Here is a 24,545-nt window from a genome sequence, read left to right on the forward strand (position 1 = left end):
CGTTCTTGCAGATGCCGGATTGACCGAATTAATAGGCCTAATTGTACTTATATGCCTTTTTTCAGTTGGCTGTAATAGGCCTGAAATGTCTGCATCGGAGGAAGAAGTATACCCCTCCATCAGCGGCATTTACCCCCACCTGGCCTATTACAACGAGGAAGGGGAATGTGGTACGGGTGCCGTAGTGCCCTGGGCAGATAAGCTCTGGGTGGTTACCTACGGACCCCATTTTCCTTTCGGTTCTTCCGATAAATTGTATGAAATCAATCCGGATTTGTCCTTTACCATCCGCGAAGAAAGTATAGGGGGTACCCCCGCCAACCGGATGATTCATAAAGAAAGCGAGCAATTGTTTATCGGTCCCTATGCCATTGACCGGACAGGAAAGGTTCGGACCGTTTCTTACGAAACCATGCCCGGAAGGCATACGGGAAATGCCAGGCACCTGACCGATCCGGCCCATAAGATCTATTATGGTACCATGGAAGAGGGCTTTTATGAAGTGGATGTGCATACCCTGGAAACCACTACCTTATACGTAGACGGCAACGTGATTCGCAAGGAAGGAGAAATGGCCCAGGAAGCGGAGTTGCTGTTGGGGGCACATGGAAAAGGGCTCTATTCGGGACAGGGGGTACTGGTCTATTCCAACAATGGGGAAACCGGACAGAAAGCCCTGGAGGATTTTTCCATAGAAGCAGGAGCCCTGTATGAGTGGGACGGAGAAGAATGGCACCTGGTCAGAAGAAATCAGTTTGTCGAGGTGACAGGCCCGGGAGGCATTTATGGCAATCCCAATCCGGCAACTGACCCCATCTGGGCCACCGGCTGGGACCATAAATCCCTGATCCTGGGGGTTCGCGACCCGGCGGAGGGTTGGGACTTTTACCGCTTGCCCAAAGCCAGCCACAGTTACGATGGTGCTCATGGCTGGAATACCGAATGGCCCCGTATCCGGGATGTGGGTACGGAGGAAGCGCCGGATTACCTGATGACCTTGCACGGTATGTTTTGGAAATTTCCCGAATCGTTCCAAAAAGGGCAAACTGCCGGTATCAGGCCCCGATCGGCTTACCTGAAGGTCATCGGAGATTTTACCCGCTGGCAGGATGGATTGGTTTTTGGCTGCGATGATTCGGCAAAGCGGGAATTTCTAAACAAACGAAGTGCAAAAGGAAATATCGAAGGGCCGGGGCAATCTAATTCTAATCTCTGGTTTACCGATAGGGACATGCCGGATAAATTGGGCCCGGTCACTGCCAATGGTGCCCTGTGGTTGGAGGAGCAAATAGCTGCCAATAAAACCTCAGAACCCATGCTGTTTTCCGGTTGGCAAGAGAAAAATGTATGGCTGCAAAATCAGGGTGAAAAGAAGGTGAATTTCACCCTTGAAATTGATACAGATGGTACCGGTCATTGGGAGCTGCTCGAACAGGTTTCCCTCGCCGGAAATGAAAGTAGCTGGCTTTCCTTCGATCAGGATACGAAAGGAGAATGGATCCGGGTAAAAAGTGATGGAGCAACAAGGGCCACGGTGCATGTGTCTTTTTCCAATCCCGAGCAGCGATCTGCTTATCAAAAAGATATTTTCCAGGGTATTCACCCCATTCAGGAAGATGCTTATACAGGTGGATTGTTATATGGCTTGGGAGATAATCGCAGGAAGCTAGGCATAGCCGCCAAACATTATCAGGGGGGGAGTGTTGAAAATGCCGGTTATTATGAAATGGATGAAAAGCTGCGGCTGGTAAAAGTTGATGACCCTGAAACGGAAGCTTTTATAAACGAGGGCTTTGCCATTCCCGAAAATGTATTTGAGGTAGATGAAGCATCCGTGCTGGTCACCGATGATCGGGGCAGAAGGTGGCGGCTACCGAAAGGAGACGAAGCCTTTACCGAGCCCTCCCTGCGAGGAAAACTTCGGATTGCCCGGGAAGTGGCTACCGAACGGGACCTGTTCAATTGCCACGGGACGTTCTACGAATTGCCCGCAGAGAATGCCGATGGCTTTGCCAAAATCAGGCCTGTATCCTCCCATAAGCTTCGTATCAACGATTATGCTTCCTATAGGGGCATGTTGTTGCTCACCGGCGTAAATACGGAGGCAGCCGAATCCAACGAACACATTATTCTTTCCGAGGACGGTGAACTTGCCGTTTGGGCCGGGGTGATCGATGATCTCTGGAAATTGGGAAAGCCAGTTGGGAAGGGAGGCCCCTGGGCTAATACTGCTGTGGAAGCGGGCCTGGCCTCTGATCCCTATTTGTTTGGCTTTTATGACCAGAGGCAATTGACACTTCAGCATGATGCCGGAGAGGAAGTTACCTTTACCATCCAATTTGAACCCATTGGTCACGGCCCCTGTATGGATTGGAAGGAGGTGCAGGTTTCGCCTGGAGAGACCTATCGGGAAACCTTTCCGGACGAACTGGAAGCCCGTTGGATTCGCTTGGTGGCGAACAAAAACTGCCGGGCCACTGCCCAGCTTAGCTACGAATAAATGATAGGAAACCAATCACCAAACCGATGAGTGCATGCTATTCAAAAATAATGATCGCTGGTGTGGTACTGCTGATTTGTCTGGGAGCAGTGTTGCCCCTTCCGGCTGACTCGGGTGACCCTACGCGTCGCCTGATCGGGCAGGTAGATACCGATTCGATCCGCTACGAACTGTATGTGATTGAAGACAGCAATGGGATATCACAGGAATACGTGGCCGAGCTATTCACACCCGTATGCCATACCAATAAGTGTTATCCCGTGTACATCAATCTTTTCTGGGATCTGTTGGGGAATTTTGATCGTTTTGAGATGCCGGAGGGCGAAATATTGACCAAGCTGGACCACGTTCCCTTTGATGACAAGGATTACCAAAAACTACAGGGAATCCTAAGCAACGAGCGCTCCATTCTGGGGAATTATTCCATCACGGATTTGGTAGTGAGTACAGAGACGGTAGACAGCAATAACGGGGTGGACGCAGTCACGGGAGCTACCTCCAAAACCATCCAAAGCGAAGTCATATCGGGTGCTGTGTATTCCTGCTACACCCTCTGGCACCTGGCACATGGACCCTTGACAGAAGAAACGAAAGCGCATACTGTGGCCAACCATACCGAGCAAACCCTGGTTCGGTTTTTACAGAGCGACCACTATCCCTACCAATACTGGGCGTTGGAACGCATTCAAGCCCAAGGGAAAGAAAACGAGCCACCCTTCGTAGCTGCCCTGCTGGAATTGCTGCGTGGCAAAAATATTTTCCTCGCCAGCCATTTGATAGAGGCGCTGCCGGAAACAGTGTTTGCCAGTGAGGCGAGACAGCGATGGCTCTGGGAAACCTATCTGCAAAGCCCTTATCGGATGCAAATGGACATCCTGGACCGGCTTCACTCACTGCCCCTGCATTCCCCATTGGTGACGCAGTTGCTGAAACAACTGGAAGCAAGTAACCCTGCACAGCAGCAGGCAATTCTCTCCGTACTGGAAAAGCAAGCCGCATTAAGCAAGGAACAACAGGGCTTGGCAGTGTCCTACCTGCAGCAGGGGAAATGGGAGGAGCCGTTGCTGCGGCTATTGGCAAATCAATCCAATCCCGGAGCCGTGACAAGGAAAACATTGAAGAAATATACCGTAACAAACCAAAAAATAACCAAACCATGAAGCGAATGTATTTAACCCTCGCGCTGCTAGTCGGGCTGGCGCTGTTTACACAGGCACAAAACCGGGTACTGGTAGAGGCTGAGTCTTTTGAGGATATTGGCGGTTGGGTGATCGACCAACAGTCCTTTGACGTCCTGTACTCCTCCTACCTGATGGCTCACGGCATGGGAAGGCCCGTGGAGAATGCGCGCACCACGGTTGATTTCAGCAGTGGGGGTGATTACCATGTCTGGATTCGTACAAAAGATTGGGCGCCTTTTCCTACGGGGCCGGGAGAATTTAAACTCTCCGTCAATGGTACTCCCTTGCAAACTACTTTCGGAGTAAGCGGCATTGGTGAATGGGATTGGTATTATGGAGGAACCGTTCGCATGAATGCCGGACAAAACAGCCTGGAGGCCGAAGACCTCACCGGATTCAATGGCCGTTTTGATGCCATATATTTTTCCACCGATAAGGACGACATCCCAACCAATGATAACGAAGCCCTCCTTGCCTTTCGAAAGGAGCTACTGCACCTCACTGACGGTCCGGAAGACCAGGGGAAGTTTGATTTGGTAGTGGTAGGCGGAGGCATGGCCGGTACTTGTGCGGCCATCTCCGGTGCCCGCATGGGCTTGAAAGTAGCATTGATCCAAAACCGTCCCGTATTGGGAGGTAACAACAGTTCCGAAATTCGCGTGCACCTGATGGGCCGGGTGGATCAAAACCACTACCCCAAGCTTGGAAGGATCGTTCGGGAACTGGATAACGGTGATCCTGGAAACGGAAATCCGGATGCCGATCGGTACGGAGACGAGCGCAAGTTGCAAATTGTGCGGTCCGAACCCAATATTTCACTACATTTAAACACCCACGTGTACGATGTGGAAATGGACGGCAATACCATCAAGGCCGTGATCGGAAGAGATATCGCCACCAATCAGGAATACCGTTTTGAAGGAGTCTACTTTTCGGACTGCACCGGAGATGGCACCCTTGGTTTTTTGGCCGGAGCGGAGTACCGAATGGGTCGGGAAAGCCAGGCCCAAACGGGTGAGTCTCTGGCCCCGGAAAACCCGGATGACTTCACCCTGGGTACTTCTAACCTTTGGGCTTCTCTGGAGCGCGAGGAGCCTTCAGAGTTCCCCGAAACACCCTGGGCCATCCAGTTTTCCGACGAGTACCACATAGACGATCACAAGGCCGATTGGCAGTGGGAGACCGGCTTTGGAAATTTCCATACCATTTATGAAGCCGAGCAGATCCGAGATCATAATTTGCGGGCGATTTACGGCAACTGGTCCTACCTGAAAAACGAGAAAGCCGACAAATACAGCCATCACGAATTGGCCTGGGTGGCTTATATTGGAGGGAAGCGGGAATCCCGGCGATTGATGGGCGACCATGTATTGACTCAGATGGATATTCAGGACGGGATTATGTATCCCGATGGGAGCGTAACCGCTACCTGGACGATTGATCTCCATTTTCCGGATGCCAAAAACTCCCAGTATTTCAAGGGAGAAGAGTTTTTTGCCGCGACCAAACACATCAAAGTGCAGCCCTACACCATTCCCTACCGCTGCCTGTATTCGAGAAACATCGACAATTTGTACATGGCAGGCAGGAATATCAGCACTACCCACGTGGCTTTCGGCAGTACCCGGGTAATGCGTACCTGTGGAATGATGGGAGAAGCTGTGGGCTATGCGGCGTTTGTGGCTAGAAAAAACAACGCCAGTCCAAGAGAAGTATACACCATGCACCTGAACGAATTTATGGATATCATCGAGTCGCCGGTGACTATTTACAACTTACCGACCTTGCCCCAAAATTGATCGCATGGTACTACTCGACTTTTTGACAATCGGTGTTTTTACGGGAATTATACTGGTTGCCGGTTTATCCTTTGGAAAGAAGGGCGGTGACATGAAATCTTTTTTTGCAGCGGGAGGGGCAGTTCCCTGGTCCATCAGTGGACTGTCTCTCTTTATGAGCTTTTTCTCCGCTGGCACCTTTGTGGTTTGGGGCTCCATCGCGTACGAATGGGGTTGGGTGGCCATCACCATACAGATGGCCATGTGCATCAGCGGCTTTTTGATTGGTACGTTTCTGGCTGCCCGGTGGAAACGCACGAATGCACTAACCGTGGCGGCCTATCTGACCCAACGGTTTGGCAAAACTACCCAACGCTACTATACCTTTTTGTTTTTGGTACTATCACTGGGGTATACGGGGGCTTTTCTGTATCCGGTAGCAAAAATTCTGAACGTGGTCACCAGTTTCAATATATATTACTCCATTCTGCTACTTGGGGGCTTAATCATGGTGTACACTGCGGTCGGAGGGTTATGGGCGGTGGTGGTCACCGATGTGTTGCAATTTGTAGTGTTGACGGCGGCGGTGCTGATCGTGTTGCCTTTGTCCCTGGATACGGTAGGGGGCTGGAGTCGGTTTATACAGGAGGCACCCGAAGATTTCTTTCGGCTTTTCAACGATACGTATACCCCTGGATTTATTCTCGCATTTATTGGCTACAATACGATTTTCATCGGGGGAAATTGGGCATACGTACAGCGGTATACGACTGTCAAGGACAGTACTGCTGCGAAAAAGGTCGGATTCCTGTTTGGAGGTCTTTACCTGATCAGTCCGCTTATTTGGATGCTACCTCCCATGATTTACCGGGTGATCAATCCTGGACTGACAGGTTTGGAGACGGAAGGAGCCTACCTGATGATGTGCATGAACGTGTTACCTGCGGGAATGCTGGGCTTGATGCTGGGAGGGATGATTTTTGCGACCGCCAGTTCGGTCAATACTTCCCTAAATCTGGCTGCAGCGGTCTTGACCAACGATGTCTACCGGCCCTTGTTCCCGGCCGCCGGCAACCGGCGGTTGATGCAGGTAGCGAGGATCGCTACCTTGTTGTTTGGGTTGGGTACCATTGCAGTGGCCTTTATGGTTCCTATGGCTGGAGGGATTGTAGAGGTAGTGCTGAGCATAGGTGCCATCACTGGTGGGGCCTTGTATGCCCCTGCCATATGGGGCTTGTTTTCCAAGAAGCTAGCGGGCAGGCACATTTTATTTGTTACAGGGATCAGCCTGCTGATCAATGTATATTTTAAATTTATTTCACCGGAGTTGTTTTCTTTTTCTCTGGACCGCAGCAGCGAAATGTTGGTAGGTGTCTTTCTGCCTCTGGTACTGCTGGGTATCGCGGAAACGTACGTACGCCGGTCTACCGGGAGTACCCATACAGAAGTGGAGGTGGGGGAAAAATCGATGCTTACCGAGGAGCAACAGGTGCTATTGGCTGCCTCGAGTCAGCGGCAAAACACCTACGGGTTTCAGGTATTGGGCTGGGCATTTATAAGCATGGGCGTGTTATTCGTTTCCCTGGGAACGCTGGCCGGGTCCGCTCGCTGGTATTTGTTTTTTCTTGGAACCTTGATGGTCCTCTTGGGAGTTGGACTGATTCGTTTGTCCAAAAAAAGAAAGAAAATAAATCATTCATTAGTTGTCGATAAATAGACCAATGAAAAAAGAAGTATTTAGTAGCACAAAGCGAAGGTTTAAACGGGAGGAATGTCTTGCCGATCTGGTAATCGTTGGGGGTGGTATGGCCGGTACCTGCTGTGCCATCACCGCAGCCAGGCAGGGCATGCAGGTAGTGCTGGTACAGGACCGACCGGTTCTGGGTGGAAACGCCTCCTCAGAGATCCGGCTTTGGGTCCTGGGCGCAACATCCCACATGGGAAATAACAACCGCTGGGCCAGGGAAGGAGGCGTCATCGATGAGATCTTACTGGAAAATTTGTACAGAAATCCCGAAGGCAATCCCTTGATTCTCGATACCATTTTATTGGAAATGGTAAGCAATGAACCGGGTATACGACTGTTATTGAATACGTGCATGCACGACCTGCAAAAAAGCAGTCCCGATACCGTCGAGGCTGCCTTGGCTTTTTGCAGCCAAAATGCCACGGAATACTTGTTAAAAGCCCCTCTTTTTGTGGATGCATCCGGTGACGGCTCCCTGGCCTTTTTGGCCGGAGCGGCCTTCCGGATAGGGGCGGAATCGGCGGATGAATTTGATGAGCCGTTTGCGCCGGATGATACCTATGGGGAATTGCTGGGACATAGCCTGTATTTTTACAGCAAAGATACCGGCAAACCGGTACGCTTTATCGCTCCTTCCTTTGCTAATCGGGAAATCAGTAAACTGCCTCGCTTCAAATCCTTTAACCTCAAGGACCATGGTTGCCGCCTATGGTGGGTGGAATATGGAGGAAGAAAAGATACCGTTCACGAATCCGAATCGATCAAATGGGAGCTTTGGCGCGTGATTTATGGTATTTGGGATCACCTTAAAAACTCAGGAGAATTTCCGGAAATGAATAACCATACCCTGGAATGGGTGGGAACCATCCCGGGAAAACGTGAAAGTCGCCGCTTTGAAGGGGACTTCATGTTGTCACAAAAGGACCTGGTGCAGCAGCGCCAATTTGATGATGCCGTTTCTTTTGGAGGCTGGGCCCTGGACCTGCATCCGGCGGATGGGGTCTACGGCGACCTGCCAGGCTGCACCCAATGGCACACCAAGGGAGTGTACCAGATTCCGTATCGCATCATGTACAGCCGAAATCTAAAAAACCTTTTTCTTGCAGGGAGAATCGTCAGCAGCAGTCACGTGGCTTTCGGTTCCACCCGGGTGATGGCTACTGGCGCTCACAACGCGCAGGCCGTGGCGATCGCCGCTGTATTGTGCCGTGAAAAGAATCTTTTGCCCGCGGAACTGCTTGAGCCTTCACGAATGAAGGAGCTGCAAAACCGGTTGATTCGGTCCGGGCAATACATTCCCGGACTCCGCTTGTCAGATGAGGGAGAACTGGTACAATTGGCAACGCTGCGACCCTCGTCTACCTATCGGTTGCAAGGCCTTCCCATGGATGGGCCCTGGAAGTCCCTGGAGTTTGCAGCGGCGCAGGTGTTACCCCTCGCCGAAGGGAAAGTCCCGGGCATTCGCGTACAGGTGAAAGCCTCGAAAGCTACGCAACTTAGGGTGTCACTGATGGGAAGCAAGCGGAAGGGGAATTATACACCCGAGCTAGTATTGGCTGAAAATGAATTCGAAATAGCTTCCGGTGAATCATTTTTAACAATTGATTTTCAGTATTATATAAAAAATTCAGAATATTATTTTGTCACTTTTTCTGCCAACGAAAATGTGCAACTCAGGACCTCTGAGACTCGTCTGACCGGTGTTTTGACCGTGTTTCAAAAGTTTAACAAAGCGGTTGCCTCCAGCAGTAGACAGGAGCCTCCAGAAGGCATCGGCATCGAGGCCTTTGACTTTTGGTTGCCAGAACGACGACCTGAGGGACGCAATCTGGGATTTGACCTGGACCAGCCCTTGTCGCTGTATGACGTACTATATTTACGCAATGGTATTTTTCGCCCGATCGGACAGAGCAACGCCTGGGCTGCTTCTTTGGATGATCCGCAACCTTCTGTTGAATTAAAATGGGATAGTGAACAGAAAATCAGGGAAATAAAGTTGTACTTTGATACGGATTATGACCATGCGTTGGAGTCTACCCTGATGGGCCATCCCGAACGCGTGGTCCCTTTTTGTGTGCAGCGTTTTTCCATTTGGGACAAACAGGGAAACCGGTTGATTCAGGTGTGTGACAATCATCAGTCCTGTTTTTCGCTTCGTTTTGATGCCCCGCTTACCACCAACTATTTGAAAATTTCGTTAGAGCATCCGTCTGCCGCCACACCCGCTGCTTTGTTCGGCATCCTCTGTTATTAAGAAACTAGATAATGAAACCATCCAATTCCCACCCCTTCTTACTTGGACTGCTTCTGTGTTTGGTGGCATCGATATCTCCTGTATTGGCGCAGCGAAATCTTTCACTTAGCGGCCGGGTTTCCAGCAGCTCGGAAAGACCGAATCAGGGCGCAGCGCTGGCGCTTGACAACAATCCGGAAACCTATTGGGAAAGTGAATCGGGTGAAGCTCCCTGGATTGCGATTCGGTTGCCAGGCGCAACGGAAATCACCGGATTTACGCTCAATTTTTATCCAGGCGGAAAGCCTGCCGGGGGGGTTGAGTTCCAGTACTTGCTCAATGGGGAATGGCGGACTTTTCACCAAACCACCGGTAACGAGGCGGCAGAGGTAGCCGTCAGTTTTGAGAAAGAGTTGCTTACCGATCGGGTGCGACTCCTCGCGAGTGAAAGCCGGTCCCTTCGCATTACCGAGTTGGCCCTTTGGGGCCAGCAATACGTGGACGAAGGTGCGGGAGAGGTTATGCCCCTACTGGTGAATCAAAGTGGATACAACCTCAACCGTCCAAAGCGCTTTACTGCTCCGGGTGTGGCAGATGGCAGCCCCTTTGCAATTTTGGAAAAGAAAAGCGGCAAGGAAGTTTTCTCAGGTAGTATTTTCGGGGAAAAAGGAGATTTCACCCCCTTCAACCCAGAGTCAAATCAGGAGTTTTTGGTCGTCTCCGGGAATAAGACTTCCTTTCCATTTCGCATTGGCCCTTATTGGTTGGAGCGGGTGAGTTACCGGGGCATGCTGGATTTTATGATGGGGGCGCGGCATTACGTGGGGAATGTATCCGAGAAACGGGTTTTGTCCTTCGCCTGGCGGGACGGAGATTTTTTCAACTGGTCCATGCAGAGTTTGGTCGCTCTGTATGCGGCGAATCCAGCCGCTTTTGAGCGTATGGAGATCACCGGAACCTACCGGGCAAACGACTCTTTTCCGGAAGATTACCGGGGTTTGTGGGGAGCGTTGGAACCCTTTTCCGACGATACACCAGACATTGTGCAATTGATTCATTGGGATGCGGATGTAAAGGTGTCCCAGCAACTGGACCACGAAATGCAAAAAGCCGAACTTGCACATTTCCTGTATGCCTGGCCCTTTTTGTCCCGTTGGCTTCCCCGCCAAAACTTCGACCGGGTATATGCTTACACACGGTCCGTGTGGACGAAAGAAAGCGTATCTTCTCACGCAACCTCCCAGTACGACTTAAGTCCCGAACACGACTTGTTGGCACTTAAGACCCGGTTAGGTAGTACCAAAGGGGAAATGCCGCCGGGCTTTTCGGTGATACCAAATTTGATGATGTATGAAGTCGCAAAGCGGGAGGGAGATCCCGAGGCAGAAGTTTATTTTACTGCCGCGTACCGGCAAATGGAGTGGATGATCGCCCATTTGGATTGGGAGGACCCGATGACGACCAAGGGTCAGCGCATGTCGGAGCACCTTACGCTGCGGGCCTTTGCTTTTTTTGGCCAGCAATACCCGGACCGGCACCCCCCTGGGTTGAACGGAAAAGTGGAAGAATGGGCAGCATGGATGGTCGAAAGATCCAATAATCTTTGGGATTTCCGAAAGTATGCGGATGACGAATGGACACCCCCGGGGTGGAACGAAACAGGAAATATTCTGGGATTCCCGGCTGCCATCTTCGCGGCCAATACCATTTTGGGGAGGGATCATAGACTTGCTTCCCGGCTAGAGGAAATTGCCTGGGCGCATTTTGAAAATGCCTTTGGGAGAAACCCCACGGGAAGGCATTTTTCCTTTAAGGGACCGGAGGAAGTAGAGGGTGTGGACCTGGGATGGTACAGCCGGCACAAAGGAGGGATTGGGCTCCTGGAGGAACTCCCTTTCGTATTTGACGGCTCCCCGAAAAATTTCCATTATCCCAATCAGCCCGAAGCAGGGGACCTGGGCTGGACGGAAGGCTGGGTTCAATTCAATACCGCTTTTAATACAAGCATGGCCTATCTGGCCAACTACTATACCCACCTTGCCTACAGCACAAACGAATCGGGTGATTTATTGATACGTCTGGAGGCCCCCCTAAATTTCTACCCCGATCTAAAAGAGCCGGTAACCGTACAGCTTTCCTTACCGTCAGGGGAAAACATAGCGGTCTCCCTGCAGGAAAGTTCGCCTTTTTCTCTGGCCCTCGAAGGTACGCTGGAAAAGAAAGCATCGGTACTCGTCTCGGGAGATCAGGTACTTCCACTGGATGGGCAGTCGCAGGTAAAGCTAAGTTACGGGCATGGGTTTTTCGAAAAGTGTATTTGGATCCCTGTAAAATAATCGATGGTAAGCATTTTCCCTGAATAGTTTTTTCCCGGTACAGCACCAATGAAACCGATGCAGGTCAAGTGACAAATCAGGCGGTCGTTTTACGCATACGGTAGCTATCGCCAGGTCGTCCCGCGGCGGTTTTTTTTTCGAAAGAAACCAAAAGAAGTAAAAGCCAGGAGGAACGGAATCTCGGGTAAATAGTGCATAATCCCCAGGGATGAACTTGTTAGCTAAGGCGCGTACTTTCCCGGCTTTTCGCCTATGAAGACCTCATTGCCTTCGGGAATGTTCCCGCATGCTGCCACGATTTTGACCAGTCGTTTTCCAATTTGAATCAGGTTCTTCGCGAGATCTGTATTTGGTTGGATTCGTATAAAGTAGTATTTTTCTAAATAGAACCGGATGCATGATCCTCCAAACGAAGTGCCATGAAAAAATTAGCGTTAAGCATTCTTTTCTTTTTGGTAGCTATTCCTTTTTTCGCGTTTCCTCAGGTTGGGGAATCGGAGGGAATGGGTTTTATTCTGTTGGACGGGACACTCATGGAGAAGGCCAGAGAACGGATTTCTTTCGGTACGCGTCAACCCTTACTTCCTGCGGTGCAGGCACTTCTCAGGGAGGCCGACCAGAAGCTTCAGGAAGGCCCCTTTTCGGTCACGCATAAGAAACAATTGCCCCCCAGCGGCGATGTCCACGATTATACCAGTATGGGTCCCTACTGGTGGCCAGACCCGAAAAAGGCAGATGGACTTCCGTATATACGAAGGGATGGGGAAGTCAATCCGGAGTACTACGATTACAAAGACAAAGAAGAGCTGGGCAAGTTGATGGCTGCCTTGCGGGTACTTAGCCAGGCCCATTATTTTTCTGAAAACGAAGCGTATGCTGCCCAGGCGATCAACCTGATCCGGATCTGGTTTTTAGATCCGGAAACGAAAATGAATCCCAATCTTAATTATGCCCAGCGAATCCCAGGCAGGACAGAGGGAAGAGGGATTGGCATCATCGATACCCGCTCCTTTTCTGAAATCCCGGATATACTTTACATTCTTTCCGGCTCCGACCATTGGGATGGCGCCGTAGAAAATGGCATGCGCGATTGGATCCGCCTCTACCTGGATTGGTTGATCAATAGCACACATGGAAAAGACGAAGCGGTACATGGAAACAACCATACCACCTGGTATTTTGCGCAAACGATCCCGCTGGCACTTTATCTAGATCAGTATGAACGTGCCGATAGCTTGGTAAGGGTGGGGCTTCCCTTAATCCTGGATGAAATGATCGAGGGAGATGGATCGCAGCCAAAAGAACTGGATCGAACCCGTTCCTGGGACTACAGTGCCATGAACCTCCTGGGAATCATGAGCTATGCCCAAGCTGCCGCGCAATCCGGCAGGGACCTTTGGAACTATGAAAATCCCAAGGGAGGAAGCATCCGAAAAGCGCTCGAATTTATGGTGCCTTATTTAAGCGAGAAAAAGGATTGGCCCTACACGCAGATTCAGGAAAAACGGAACGAACGTCTGGTTGAACCCCTGGCCATTGCAGCCCGCGTGTATCGGTACAAACCCTACAAGCAATTGTCTGAGAAAATCGCCGTAGAGGGGGATGGTTTCCTTTACTGGGACCTACTGGATTACCGGGACCTGCGGAAGTAAGCCGAACCCTTAATCGGGTTGATTGCAAGTTTTTTTTGGCAGGTTTCGCCTTTCTCAACCCGTGTTTTTTAATCCGCTTGCCAGGGCCGTGGTGATTTTCAGCAGTCGTGTTACCAGGGGCGAGTCGGGCTCCTTTGACGCGCGCCACCGTTTCAGGTTTTTAAGCTGCAGCTGGTGAAGTCCGTGTAAGGCGTTTTTTCGTCGGTTGATGCTGTCTAGCAAACCCAATCTTCGGATTTCCCGCTCTTTTCCCAGCAGTACGCCGATCTCTTCCAGGCTTCGCCCGTGTTCGTCCATGATCCATTTTGTGAAGGTGATGCCGGTCTCTCGGTCGGTGACCAACCGGGCATATTGGTTCATGATTTCCTGGTCGGCATTGAGCAGGTTGGTTTCTACCTGAATCAAGATGTATCGGAGAAGAGGCCAGGATTGGGCGTGATTTTGTAGGTCCTGGTACAGGTCAGGGTGGCTTTCCCGGAGTCTCTGGAATCCGGTTCCGATTCCGTACCAGCCTGTCAGATTGAACCGGGACTGGCTCCAGCTAAATACCCAGGGGATGGCCCGAAGGTCTTCCAGAGATCGTTTTCCGGTTCTTCGTGCCGGTCTTGAGCCGATTTTACTAAGTTCCAGTACATCGATCGGGGTTGCTTCCCCGTAAAACGTCAGAAATTTGGGGTGGCGAATCAATTCTTGGTAGTGATGCTGCGCGAATTCGGAAAGGGTATGCAGTGCCTCGGTAGGGAAGCTAGGGTTTTTACCCGGAAAAAGAGAAGGTGCCGTTTGCAGGGCAGTACCGGAAAAGAGCATTTCCAGGTTGTACCCAGCGGTGAGCAGGTTGGCGAATTGCTGGGAGATGGTTTCTCCCTGTACGGTAATTTTAATGGATCCCTGCAAGCTGCCCTGCGGCATGCTTTCGAGGAATCGGTGGTATTTTCCTCCGCCTCGACTGATGGTTCCGCCTATTCCATGGAAAAAGCGCAAGCGCTTGCCAAAAGAGCTGGCTACATTGGTGAGCTTTTGTTCTGCCTGGTAAATATTCCAGCGGCTTGCCGTGATTCCTCCGTCCTTATTGCTGTCGCTGTAGCCCAGCATCACCTCCTGAATGGAATCGCGATCGGGATAGGCTTCGTGCGATAGAAAAGCCTGAAGGATATGCTCTGATTGCTGCAGGTCATCGATGGTTTCAAACAGCGGGACCACCTGATACCGGGTGCGATCCAATCCTGCTTCCCGCAAAAAAAGGTAAACCACGAGCAAGTCGCTCAGACTTCGCGTCATACTGATTATAAACGAGCCGATACCCTCGTCCCCGTACCGGTCAATATGCGATTTGATGCTTTGAAAACTACCCAATACTTTGTCTGCTTCCGGCCCAAACGATTGCCCATAAAAGGCAAAGGGACGATTACTTTTAAGTTCTTCGCTGATAAAATGTACCCGTTCTTCCTCGGACCAGGAAGAGTAAGGCGTCGACCCTGGGAAGGTTTTGGCAAAAATCTGATCCATGGCTTTTTCGTGATACGCGCTGTTTTGCCGGATGTCCAGCCGAGCCAGGTGAAAACCGAAACAGGAGACATGTCTTTCTACGGGCAATAAAAACTGCCGTACCATGCTCCAGGCATTGATCTCATGCAAACTCTGTCGGATCACCTTCAAGTCTTCCATCAATTCCGCCGAGCGGGAATAGATGGGCTGTCTGCGTTCGTCCAGGGTATTTTCCACCTGTATCAGCATCAGGTTGATGAATTGCCGCCAGGGTTCACGGGGATTTCGTTGCAAAGCCAGTGCGCTATCGGCACCGATGTATTCGGCTTTTTCCCGGATTTTTTCCCGAAAACCATTGGGGACGGGGTTTCGTATATCTGAAAAACTCATCTGAGCCCCCAGGACCTGTAGTTTTTCCTTGATTAACGAAAGGGCCATGCGCCGGTGTTCCAGCAAGGTTTCACGAGTAAAATCGGCCGTTACGTAGGGATGTCCGTCCCGGTCACCGCCTACCCAGCTGCCCAATTGAAAATCCGGGAAATCACTCGCATCGGTGAATTTTTCCGGGTCAAAGCCCATTGCTATCCAGCTTTCGATCAGTTGCTGGTCCGCATATTGCAAGGCTTTGGGAAATACCTTGGAAAAGTAATGTAGCACGTTGTTGCGTTCCATTTCCAGGGTGGGCTTTTCCAGGTACACTTCACCCGAGCGCCACCACCGTTCGAGCAATCCGATTATTTCCCGTTGCAGGGCCTGTTTTTCCAGGCGAGAATACGCATTGTTTTCCAGTTTGACGAGATTTAGGTAAATCTCCCGGTGCAAATCCAGTATGGATTTTCGCTTGGCTTCCGTGGGATGGGCCGTTAAAACAGGATAAACCTGGGTACGTTTGATACAGTCCAGCATCTCCGAAGGGGTCAACCCCTGGTTTTTCCATCGGGTTAGGGTTTCACCCCATGAACCGCGAATAGCAGCCAATCCCTTTTCGTTAACTAACTGTCTTCTACCCTGTACGGCTGCATTTTCCTCGACCAGATTCATTAGTTGAAGGAAGATGCTCAGTACCTGAATGTGCTTCTCCTCCAATTCGGCGGCTTCCCAGTCTATGTCTTGGGGATTGGATTTTTGAGCCAGGATTTTCTCTAGTTCCTGTTCACCCAACTGGTGCAGTACTTTTTGAAAACAATCGGTCAGAAATTCCAGATCTTTTCTGGTTTTTTTAAAAAGAAGGTCGCTTGTACTCATGCGTTTTTATTTGTAGCGGTTTCAATAATAGTTAAATATACGAGATAAGGCGGTGGAATGAAAGTTTCCCGGTGGGGTCTATGGGAAAACGGAGGAGGTGCGAATTTGCTTCGTTTCCCCCATGCATTTTTGGAAAAGTGATTTTATCCGTACATTCAGGCCTGGTACAAGCAGGCAATGGATCAATTTTCTCCCACTATCGCGATGTTAGGTTGTTTCGATACCAAGGCGGAAGTCTTTGTCCGATTGCGGGAGCAGCTTTTGGTAAATGGCGCACAGGTGATCGGCATCAACGCCGGGATTTTTGGAAGTACCGCCTGTTTTCCAGTTGACGTGGAAGCCGAGTACCTGGCTTCCCTGGCAGGAACCTCTTTGGATTTTCTGCGAAAAAAAAATAATCGGGGTCATGCGCTGGAACAGATGGCTCAGGGCGCTGCCGAATTGTTGCGAACCCTTTATGCACAGGGGAAAATTAGCGGAGTCATCGGCATGGGAGGGGGAGGCGGGACCTACCTGATCCTAAAAGCCATGCAGGTACTGCCTTTGGGGCTACCCAAGGTCTGTCTATCCACCCTGGCGACCCGGGATGTATCGCATTTAGTTGGTGTCAAGGATGTGGTTTTGATTCCCTCGGTAGTTGATGTGGCCGGACTCAACGCCATCATTCGGCCACTCATCGATCAGGCAGCCGCGGCTATTGTTGCCATGACGAAAGTTCCCGAACAGCAAACCGATCGCGCGAAGGGGGTGGTGGCCATCAGCATGTTTGGCAATACCACCCGTTGTGTAAATGCTTGCACCCGTTTGTTGCAGCAGAAGGGGTACGAAGTGATGGCCTTCCACGCCAATGGCGTCGGTGGCAAAGCCATGGAAGCCTTGATTCGTGAAGGCGCATTTGATGCCGTGATGGATTTGACGACCACCGAACTGGCAGACGAGCTATGCGGCGGAATACTGAGTGCAGGTCCGGATAGATTGACGGCAGCGATTGACCGGGGTATTCCCTGCCTGCTGGCTCCCGGCTGCCTGGATATGGTCAATTTTGGGCCGCCGGACTCCGTACCGGAAAGCTACGAGGACCGGCTTTTCTACCAATGGGCCCCGGATGTGACCTTGATGCGCACCAATGAAAATGAAAATTTTGAATTGGGAAAGCAGATTGCGGAAAAGCTAAACAAAAGCCGGGAAAAAGCCGAAACCGGCGTATTGGTACCCCTGCTGGGCTTTTCGCAACTGGATGCGGTAGGAAACGACTTTTATAATAAAAAATGTACGGTAGCACTGAGCCGGGCCTTGGGAACGCATCTGGAACCGGGCATCGAACAGATTTCTGTGCAGGCACATATTAACGATAAGGAATTTGCAGAAGTAGCAGTAGACCTGCTCCTGGTTCTGTTGGAAAGAAAAAGGTCGCGACAGGTAAGGTAGCTTCGGGCGGTTTTTTCTGGAAAGTTGATTCGCTGCCGGTTTTGAAATATCTTGCAGGCCTAAACACTAAATCAGAAGATATGCCCAATCCGTGGACAGGAAAAGGAAACCCATACACCCGGCAGGAAGTTCGGGATCGCTTACGCAAAACCATCGCACAGCGGCAGGCGATCATCGCAGCCGGTGCGGGGACGGGAATCAGTGCTAAATTTATCGAGAAAGGGGGAGCAGACCTGATTATCATTTACAATTCGGGCCGTTTTCGGATGTCCGGTCACGGCTCTACGGCTGGCCTGATGGCCTATGGAGATGCGAATGCGATAGCCATGGAAATCGGTGAATTTGAGGTCCTGCCGGTGGTGGAAGAGGTACCGGTAATCTGCGGGGTCCACGGATCGGATCCCAGAAGGAGGATCTGGCATCACTTACTCAAGGTGAAGGACATGGGCTTCTCGGGAATCAATAATTTCCCTACGCATTGCATCGTGGATGGGAATTTCCGTCAGATTTTGGAGGAGACGGGGATGAGCTTTGATAAAGAGGTGGAAATGGTGCGAATTGCCGATAAAATGGATTTGTTTTCCATCGTATACGTCGCCAAACCAGAGGAGGCAATCAAAATGGCGGAAGCCGGAGCGGATGCCATCATTGCCCATGTAGGGACCACCGTTGGAGGCTCCGTGGGGGTTACCGGTGCCTCCTGTACCTTGGAGGAGGCGATCGAAAAAACCCGTGCAATCATGGCTTCCTGTCAATCCATTAATCCGGATTTGTTTTTCCTGACCCATGGCGGCCCGATCAATACACCCGAGGACGTGCGGCAGGTGCTGGAAGCTACGCAGGTACACGGGTTTGTGGGCGCCTCCTCCCTGGAGCGCATGGGCGTGGAAAAATCCCTGCAGGATCTTACGCGTTCTTTCAAACAGTTAACGCTAAAGAACTGACCTCCGGAAGGTTTTTGGTATGAGAAAATGGAAGACCAACCTGCAGGATGATTTGCGAAATCTGGGCCTCGTTGAAGGGGACCATTTGCTGGTACATGCTTCGCTAAGATCTCTGGGAAGCTTTCCAGACAGGGCAGCAACCGTTGTATCTGCCCTTTTGGAGGTTCTTGGTTCTCGGGGAACCTTGCTGCTTCCTGCGCTGTCTTACCAAACAGTTACGCCTGAAAATCCCATTTTTGATCTGGCCAAAACACCCGTTTGTGTGGGTGGCCTGCCGGAATTTTTCCGGACTTTTCCAGGCGTACAAAGAAGCATGCACCCCACACACTCGGTTTGTGCGATCGGAAAATTAAGCAACTACTTTCTCTCCGAACACCTGCTGGACGATACGCCCTGTGGAATGCATTCTCCTTTCGCCAAGCTTCCTGAAGTACACGGAAAGATTTTGTTCCTGGGTTGCGGGACCCGGCCCAATACCTCCATGCATGCCGTGGAAGAAAAAACGGTACCTCCCTATCTTTTCGGGCAGGCTGTTACCTATTCGCTCAGAGATCGGGAAGGAGTGGTACAGGAAAAGAAATACCTAACCCACGGTTTTTCCGGTATGGCGCAGCGTTACGAAAGGGTCCTCAAGTGCATGCACCCCTTGGGATTTCGCCGAGGCAAGGTGTTGCAGGCCGATTCGGTGCTGATGGATGCCAGAAGTCTTTGGGAAGCAGGAACCCGGCAATTAGCTAGTGATCCCCTGTTTTTTGTAGACCGAAAGGAGCCTTAGTGTCTGCCAACGCCACAGCCACAGCCACTGTGCATGTACGTCTGTATGCTCTCGTGCCAGGGAAAGGCTTCCTGGAACGATCGGTTTTCCCAATAAAATGGAGGCCGCTCCCGGTTACGGTGGCCGATTTCGTTCATATTTTCCGTTTCGTATAACCTTCCGTTGATCATGGTGTGGGTGATGCTTTCCGAGTGGCGTATATCCGATAGCGGATTTTTTTCCAGAACGATCAGATCGGCTAATTTTCCTTCTTTCAGGGACCCCAGGTCTTTGTCCATTCCGATGTAACGGGCGCCGTTGATGGTCGCTGCTTTTAACGCTTCGTGATTGGACATCCCTCCCTGCGCAAGGCTCCATAATTCCCAGTGGGCACCCAGACCTTGCAATTGTCCGTGACCACCCAGATTGACGGTGACTCCCTTATTGGCCAGATCGGTGACCTGCCGGGAAGTAAGGATGTGACCGTTTTCGTAGGTTTCCTCCGGGACCATGGTACGGTGACGGGACCGTGCATCGATCATGCCACGGGGACTGAAACGCAGCAATTTTTCGTTTTCCCAAACATTCGTTTTCTGATACCAGTAATACTCTGCGTTGATGCCACCGTAATTTACAATGAGTGTGGGGGTGTAACCTACCTCCGTTTGACCCCAGAGCTCCAATACATCGTTGTACACAGGTGCGATGGGGATGTTGTGTTCGATCCCTGTGTGCCCGTCCTGAATCATGGAAAGGTTATGGAAAAAGGTGGAGCCGCCCTCCGGTACCACGTTTACCCCGAGTTCCCGGGCAGCCTGTAAAACCTGTTGCCGCTGGTCCCGGCGGGGCTGGTTATAGGATTTTACGGCCGTGGCACCGAAGGCCTTTGTCCGGCGTACCGAAAATCGGGCATCTTCGAGTTTGTTGATAACCGCTTTAAAGTCGCCATCGGCGCCATAGAGAATAAAGCCCGTGCTGAAAATCCGGGGCCCTACCAGTGCGCCGCTTTGGACCATTTCGGAAAGGGTAAAGACCGTTTCGGTATTCGCCGAAGGGTCGTGGGCGGTGGTCACGCCGTAAGCCAGGTTGGCGTACAACTGCCAGTTTTGCTGGACGGTAAGGCCATCTCGGAATGCCCCGATATGGGCATGTGCATCCACGATGCCGGGCATGATGGTTTTCCCGGCCATGTCGTACACCCGTGCTCCCCGGGGGATGGGCACGGCAGCGGAGGCACCTACAGCCTTGATGACGGAGCCTTCCACGATTACGGTCCCGTTTTCGATTACTTCATCTCCTTCCATGGTGATAACGGTGGCACCGGTAAACGCAATGATTCCTTCCGGCCGATCGACCGCAGCTTCCAATTCGATTTTTATCGGTTCGTTTTCAGTTTTCTCATCTTCCGAACCCGATTGGCGAAGGAAGTCAAAGTTTTCGGCCAGTCCCTTGCTGTAGTAGGCATCTCCCAGCGTCCAAAAAATGGTCTTACTGTTCGGAGCCCAATGCAGGTTCAAGCCCGCATCCTCAGATAGTTGGGCCAGGGGAACGGATTTGGTTTTATCATCCAGATCCACCGTCCGACCATTGAGCACCAGCGGGGCTACGTAGGCTTTGTGGAGGTGGATAAAAGCCACCCACTGGTTGTCCGGGCTCGGCACCAGTCGATTGGCGTATTTGGATTCAATATGCGTACGTTCGTCCTGTCCATTGAGGTCAACGGATTTCAGGCTTTTCGTCAGGTTTCCGAAGAATTTTCCTCCCGTCTGAAAGAATACCCGGTTTCCGTCCTGGGTAAATACCGGGAAATCGCCAGTTTCCGTCAGTTTTTTTACCGCTTGGGATTGACGATCCAACAGGTAAATACCAGGATTTTTGGTAAACGTACGTCCCTGATCCAGATTGCCTCCTTCTTTTCGGTACACGACTTGCTTTCCATCCGGACCATAAGAGGGGTTTCTATAGATGCCTTTTTCCTGACTGAGGGTTGAAACCTTATTATTGAGCAAATTCACTTCTTTAATGGCTCCTTTGTGCTGGTCATTCCAGGTAACAAAAAGGAGTTTGTCTCCAGTTGGGGAAAAGGCGGGTTCTGCTTCAAAGTCTACACCTTCCGTAATTCTTCTCGGTTTTCCCTGAGGCAAGTCTTTGATCCAGAGATAGCCCAATGCCCGGAATACCAATTTCCGGCCATCCGGAGAAGTGACCGCATCTCGGATCATGCGGGAGGTGAAGGTCTCTCGAGCAATGGGGTGACTGAAATGGACCCGTTTGGCTACCGGAATATCCACTTCTACCCTAAAAGAAATACTGCGCTGGTCCAGGCTTTCGGTATCGATTTGTTGAATTTTCCCTTTGGCCCAGATAAGAATCTGCCGATTGTCGGGCATCCAGGCGAATCCGGGGTATACCCCAAAAATTGCCCAGGCGGTCTGTTGATCTTTATTCAGTCCATCATAGACCGGCCATTCTTCGCCCGTTTCCAGGTCGTGGATGTAGAGCACCGATTTGGTTCTTACTCGCTTTATAAAGGCCAGCTTTTTTCCATCGGGAGACACCTGGGGCCGCGCCGCACCTCCGGGTCCACCGGTGAGGGTTTCGGTCTCGCCTGTTTCAAAATCGTAGCGTTTGATGACGTAAATTTGCCCATTGGGATCCCGGTTGTACTCGAAACCGCCCCCGGGGGCCATGTCTTCACTAAAATACAGGTACCTGCCATCGGGGGATACACTGGGTTCGTTGACGTCTTGCTGATCGTTTTTCCGTTGGGTTAGTTGCAATCCCTCTCCTCCGGAAAGGTGGTACTGCCACATTTCTCCGGCACCCAGGGACCGGCCGGAAGTAAAGTGCTTTCGGGCCACCAGGTAGTTGCCATCCGGCATCCATACGGCATTATTGAGTAAGCGGAAGGATTCTTTGGTTACCTGACGGGCATCGCTGCCATCGGGCTTCATGACCCAGATGTTGTCACCGCCACCGGCATCAGAGGTGAAGGAAATCCATTTGCCGTCTGGGCTGAAGCGCGGCTGCACTTCAAACGGCAAACCGGATCTCAGAACCGTTGCGGTTCCTCCGGAGATCGGCATGGAGTAGATGTCTCCCAACAGGTCGAAAACAATGGTCTTTCCATCGGGGCTGACATCCAGGTTCATCCAGGTGCCTTCATCGGTGGTAAAGGTCACGTTTTTAAATTCCCAGTCGCCTTCGGGGGCGGCTACCTTCCAGTCGGTTTCTTCCTGGGCCAGGATAGGGGAGCTGATGAACAGGAGTATAAGAATTTTTTTGAACAGGGGACGACTCATGAAATTCCGGCTAATTGGTGTGTAGGGTAAAGATAAGGAGAAAATACTGGTCTGCGATCTTTTTGGTAAACTTGCAGAAACTGAAAATGGTGGTAGAACACCACGGTACGCCGTGGTGAATCAATTTCGTACCTATACTGCCGGCTTTATCCCGTCCGACGGTTTATGGCTGGAATTATTCTTTTCCCATTCATTGCTCATTCATTTCTGAATCTTTTAAAGACGGTTTTATTCATCTTTTTTAATGCCCTGACCAAACGAGTTGAATCGGGAGGTATTTTTTAAGTACCGGATACGTTTTCAGAGGGGCACCCTTAAATTTAGGGTAGATAAATTCCGGCAGCAGTAAAAATCCTTTTACCGCAATACCTGATTTCTTCATCAACAATTTGAACGAAGGCCAGTTAAGTAGTCCATGGAAAACAGGGAAAAAAAAGTGCTGGCCATTGCCGGTGCAACGGGGTACATCGGGCGTTGGTTTATGGAGCGGTTTAAAGACAAGTACCACATCATCGGGTTGAGTAGGAGGGAAGTGCAACACAATCCCCATCCGGAAATCGAATGGAGGCAGGTGGAATTGTACTCGATCAGTTCTACACAAAAAGCCCTGGAAGGGGTCGATTATGCCCTGTATCTGGTTCATTCCATGAATGCGTCGACCCGTTTAAATCAGGGTAGTTTCGAAGATACGGACCTGTTGCTGGCCGATAATTTTGCCCGGGCGGCCTCTGCCAATCGAGTCGGGCAGTTGGTGTATTTGGGAGGTATTTTGCCAAAAAATGAAATGGAAGGCAGCTGGTCCAGGCACCTTCGCAGTCGGCTGGAGGTGGAAAAAACCCTGGCTTCCGGCACTGCTGCCCTTACGGCCTTGCGGGCGAGCATCATCGTAGGGCCGGGGGGATCGTCCTTTCAAATGATCAAAAATCTGGTCAAAAAATTACCGGTGATGATTTGTCCGAAGTGGACGGAATCCGAAACCCAGCCCATCTCACTCAAGGATACACTAACCATCATTGATGGCTGTCTGGGGAATCCCAATGTATTTGGAAAAGCCATTGAAATTGGTTCTCCGGAAATCATGTCCTATCAGGAGATGATGCTGAAAACCGCGGCAGTAATGGGCAAAAAACGCTATATTTTTTCGGTACCGTTTTTTTCCCCGAGTCTATCCAAACTCTGGGTAGGCTATTTTGGTGAGAGTCCGGCGCAGTTGGTGTCCCCGCTGGTCGAAAGCCTCAGGCATACCATGACCGTTTCGAACGAATTGGCCTTTCGCGAATTTCCCATCTCGTACCAGTCATACGAAGAGTCGGTGAAGACCGCATTGCACTCGTCACAGGAGCCGCTTTTGCCAACCTTCAGGCCCTTGGGCCGTCGAAAAAATACCGTTAGAAGCATACAGCGGCTTTCCAATAGCTTTGGCAAAAGTGCCTATTGGGCCGCCAATCGCTACAAAGTATGGTTACCCATGTTTTTCAAATCGATTATCAACGCTCGGGAAAATCGAGATGGAGTGGTAAGTTTTTACCTATTCCTGCTACCCAGGCCTATGCTGCAACTAAGTTGGGTGAGGGACCGAAGCGATAAAAGGCGGCAATTGTTCTTCATCAGTGGGGGCTGGCTGGTGGGTCGCCCGGATTATGGCTGGCTGGAGTTTCGGGAAGTATTGGAAGGGAAATACATCATCACCGCCATTCATGAATTTGTTCCCAGAATTCCCTGGTACCTGTATGTCATCACGCAGGCCCGGCTGCACCTTTGGGTAATGAACCGGTACGGTCGTTACCTGCAAACACTCGGATCCCATTCTGTACCCTTACGTTAAAAGCTGGCGTTGTAAAATCCATGGAACCTGGATATTTTCCGGCCATTTTGTTGCGGTGCCCCCCTTGCGTGATTTTACACCGATTCGTTGTATTTATGCAACAATGATGCAAATAAAATGCAATAATGTTGCATA

General features: G+C 50.9%; 13 protein-coding genes. 11 read left to right on the forward strand and 2 right to left on the reverse strand.

Features of this window, described 5'->3' with window-relative positions; all coding sequences use genetic code 11:
* Positions 1-85: 85 nt before the first annotated feature.
* The 7 genes from ABWH99_RS12000 (at position 86) to ABWH99_RS12030 (ending at position 13,427) form a co-directional block, all read left to right on the forward strand.
* Complete coding sequence (locus tag ABWH99_RS12000; protein ID WP_375586513.1) at positions 86-2,500, forward strand: hypothetical protein; 2,415 nt, start codon at positions 86-88, stop codon at positions 2,498-2,500.
* A 26-nt stretch (positions 2,501-2,526) separates the two neighbouring features.
* Complete coding sequence (locus tag ABWH99_RS12005) at positions 2,527-3,660, forward strand: hypothetical protein (RefSeq protein WP_375586514.1); 1,134 nt, start codon at positions 2,527-2,529, stop codon at positions 3,658-3,660.
* The gene (locus ABWH99_RS12010) at positions 3,657-5,480 is read left to right on the forward strand and encodes an FAD-dependent oxidoreductase (protein WP_375586515.1); all 1,824 of its coding nucleotides are present in this window, start codon (positions 3,657-3,659) and stop codon (positions 5,478-5,480) included. Before ABWH99_RS12005 ends, ABWH99_RS12010 begins: the two co-directional genes overlap by 4 nt.
* A gap of 4 nt (positions 5,481-5,484) precedes the next feature.
* On the forward strand, positions 5,485-7,176 hold the full coding sequence (locus ABWH99_RS12015) for a sodium:solute symporter family protein (RefSeq protein ID WP_375586516.1): 1,692 nt from the start codon (positions 5,485-5,487) through the stop codon (positions 7,174-7,176).
* A 4-nt stretch (positions 7,177-7,180) separates the two neighbouring features.
* Positions 7,181-9,460 carry an FAD-dependent oxidoreductase gene (locus ABWH99_RS12020; RefSeq protein ID WP_375586517.1) on the forward strand — a complete coding sequence of 760 codons (2,280 nt, stop codon included), beginning with the start codon at positions 7,181-7,183 and terminating at the stop codon, positions 9,458-9,460.
* 11 nt (positions 9,461-9,471) lie between these two features.
* Positions 9,472-11,775 carry a discoidin domain-containing protein gene (locus ABWH99_RS12025; RefSeq protein ID WP_375586518.1) on the forward strand — a complete coding sequence of 768 codons (2,304 nt, stop codon included), beginning with the start codon at positions 9,472-9,474 and terminating at the stop codon, positions 11,773-11,775.
* Positions 11,776-12,194: 419 nt separating this feature from the next.
* Positions 12,195-13,427 (forward strand): alginate lyase family protein, encoded by a 1,233-nt coding sequence (locus ABWH99_RS12030; protein ID WP_375586519.1) that lies wholly within the window; start codon positions 12,195-12,197, stop codon positions 13,425-13,427.
* A 54-nt stretch (positions 13,428-13,481) separates the two neighbouring features.
* Here the strand turns inward: ABWH99_RS12030 and ABWH99_RS12035 are convergent, their stop codons facing one another.
* Entirely contained in the window at positions 13,482-16,157 is a 2,676-nt protein-coding gene (locus ABWH99_RS12035) for a phosphoenolpyruvate carboxylase (RefSeq protein WP_375586520.1), read from the reverse strand.
* A 177-nt stretch (positions 16,158-16,334) separates the two neighbouring features.
* Between ABWH99_RS12035 and ABWH99_RS12040 the strand changes: the two genes are divergently transcribed.
* The 3 genes from ABWH99_RS12040 (at position 16,335) to ABWH99_RS12050 (ending at position 19,304) form a co-directional block, all read left to right on the forward strand.
* Positions 16,335-17,585, forward strand: coding sequence for a Tm-1-like ATP-binding domain-containing protein (locus tag ABWH99_RS12040; protein WP_375582098.1), 1,251 nt, complete (start codon positions 16,335-16,337; stop codon positions 17,583-17,585).
* 80 nt (positions 17,586-17,665) lie between these two features.
* Positions 17,666-18,529 (forward strand): phosphoenolpyruvate hydrolase family protein, encoded by an 864-nt coding sequence (locus ABWH99_RS12045; RefSeq protein WP_375582099.1) that lies wholly within the window; start codon positions 17,666-17,668, stop codon positions 18,527-18,529.
* Positions 18,530-18,548: 19 nt separating this feature from the next.
* Positions 18,549-19,304 carry an AAC(3) family N-acetyltransferase gene (locus tag ABWH99_RS12050; protein WP_375582100.1) on the forward strand — a complete coding sequence of 252 codons (756 nt, stop codon included), beginning with the start codon at positions 18,549-18,551 and terminating at the stop codon, positions 19,302-19,304.
* Here ABWH99_RS12050 and ABWH99_RS12055 read toward each other — a convergent pair.
* Complete coding sequence (locus tag ABWH99_RS12055) at positions 19,301-22,585, reverse strand: amidohydrolase family protein (protein WP_375582101.1); 3,285 nt, start codon at positions 22,583-22,585, stop codon at positions 19,301-19,303. The genes ABWH99_RS12050 and ABWH99_RS12055 overlap by 4 nt on opposite strands.
* Before the next feature lie 415 nt (positions 22,586-23,000).
* On the opposite strand from ABWH99_RS12055, the gene ABWH99_RS12060 reads away from it, so the two are divergent.
* On the forward strand, positions 23,001-24,410 hold the full coding sequence (locus tag ABWH99_RS12060) for an NAD-dependent epimerase/dehydratase family protein (RefSeq protein WP_375582102.1): 1,410 nt from the start codon (positions 23,001-23,003) through the stop codon (positions 24,408-24,410).
* Positions 24,411-24,545: the final 135 nt, after the last annotated feature.

The organism is Cyclobacterium xiamenense, from assembly GCF_042140265.1.
Taxonomy (GTDB): Bacteria; Bacteroidota; Bacteroidia; order Cytophagales; family Cyclobacteriaceae; genus Cyclobacterium; species Cyclobacterium xiamenense_A.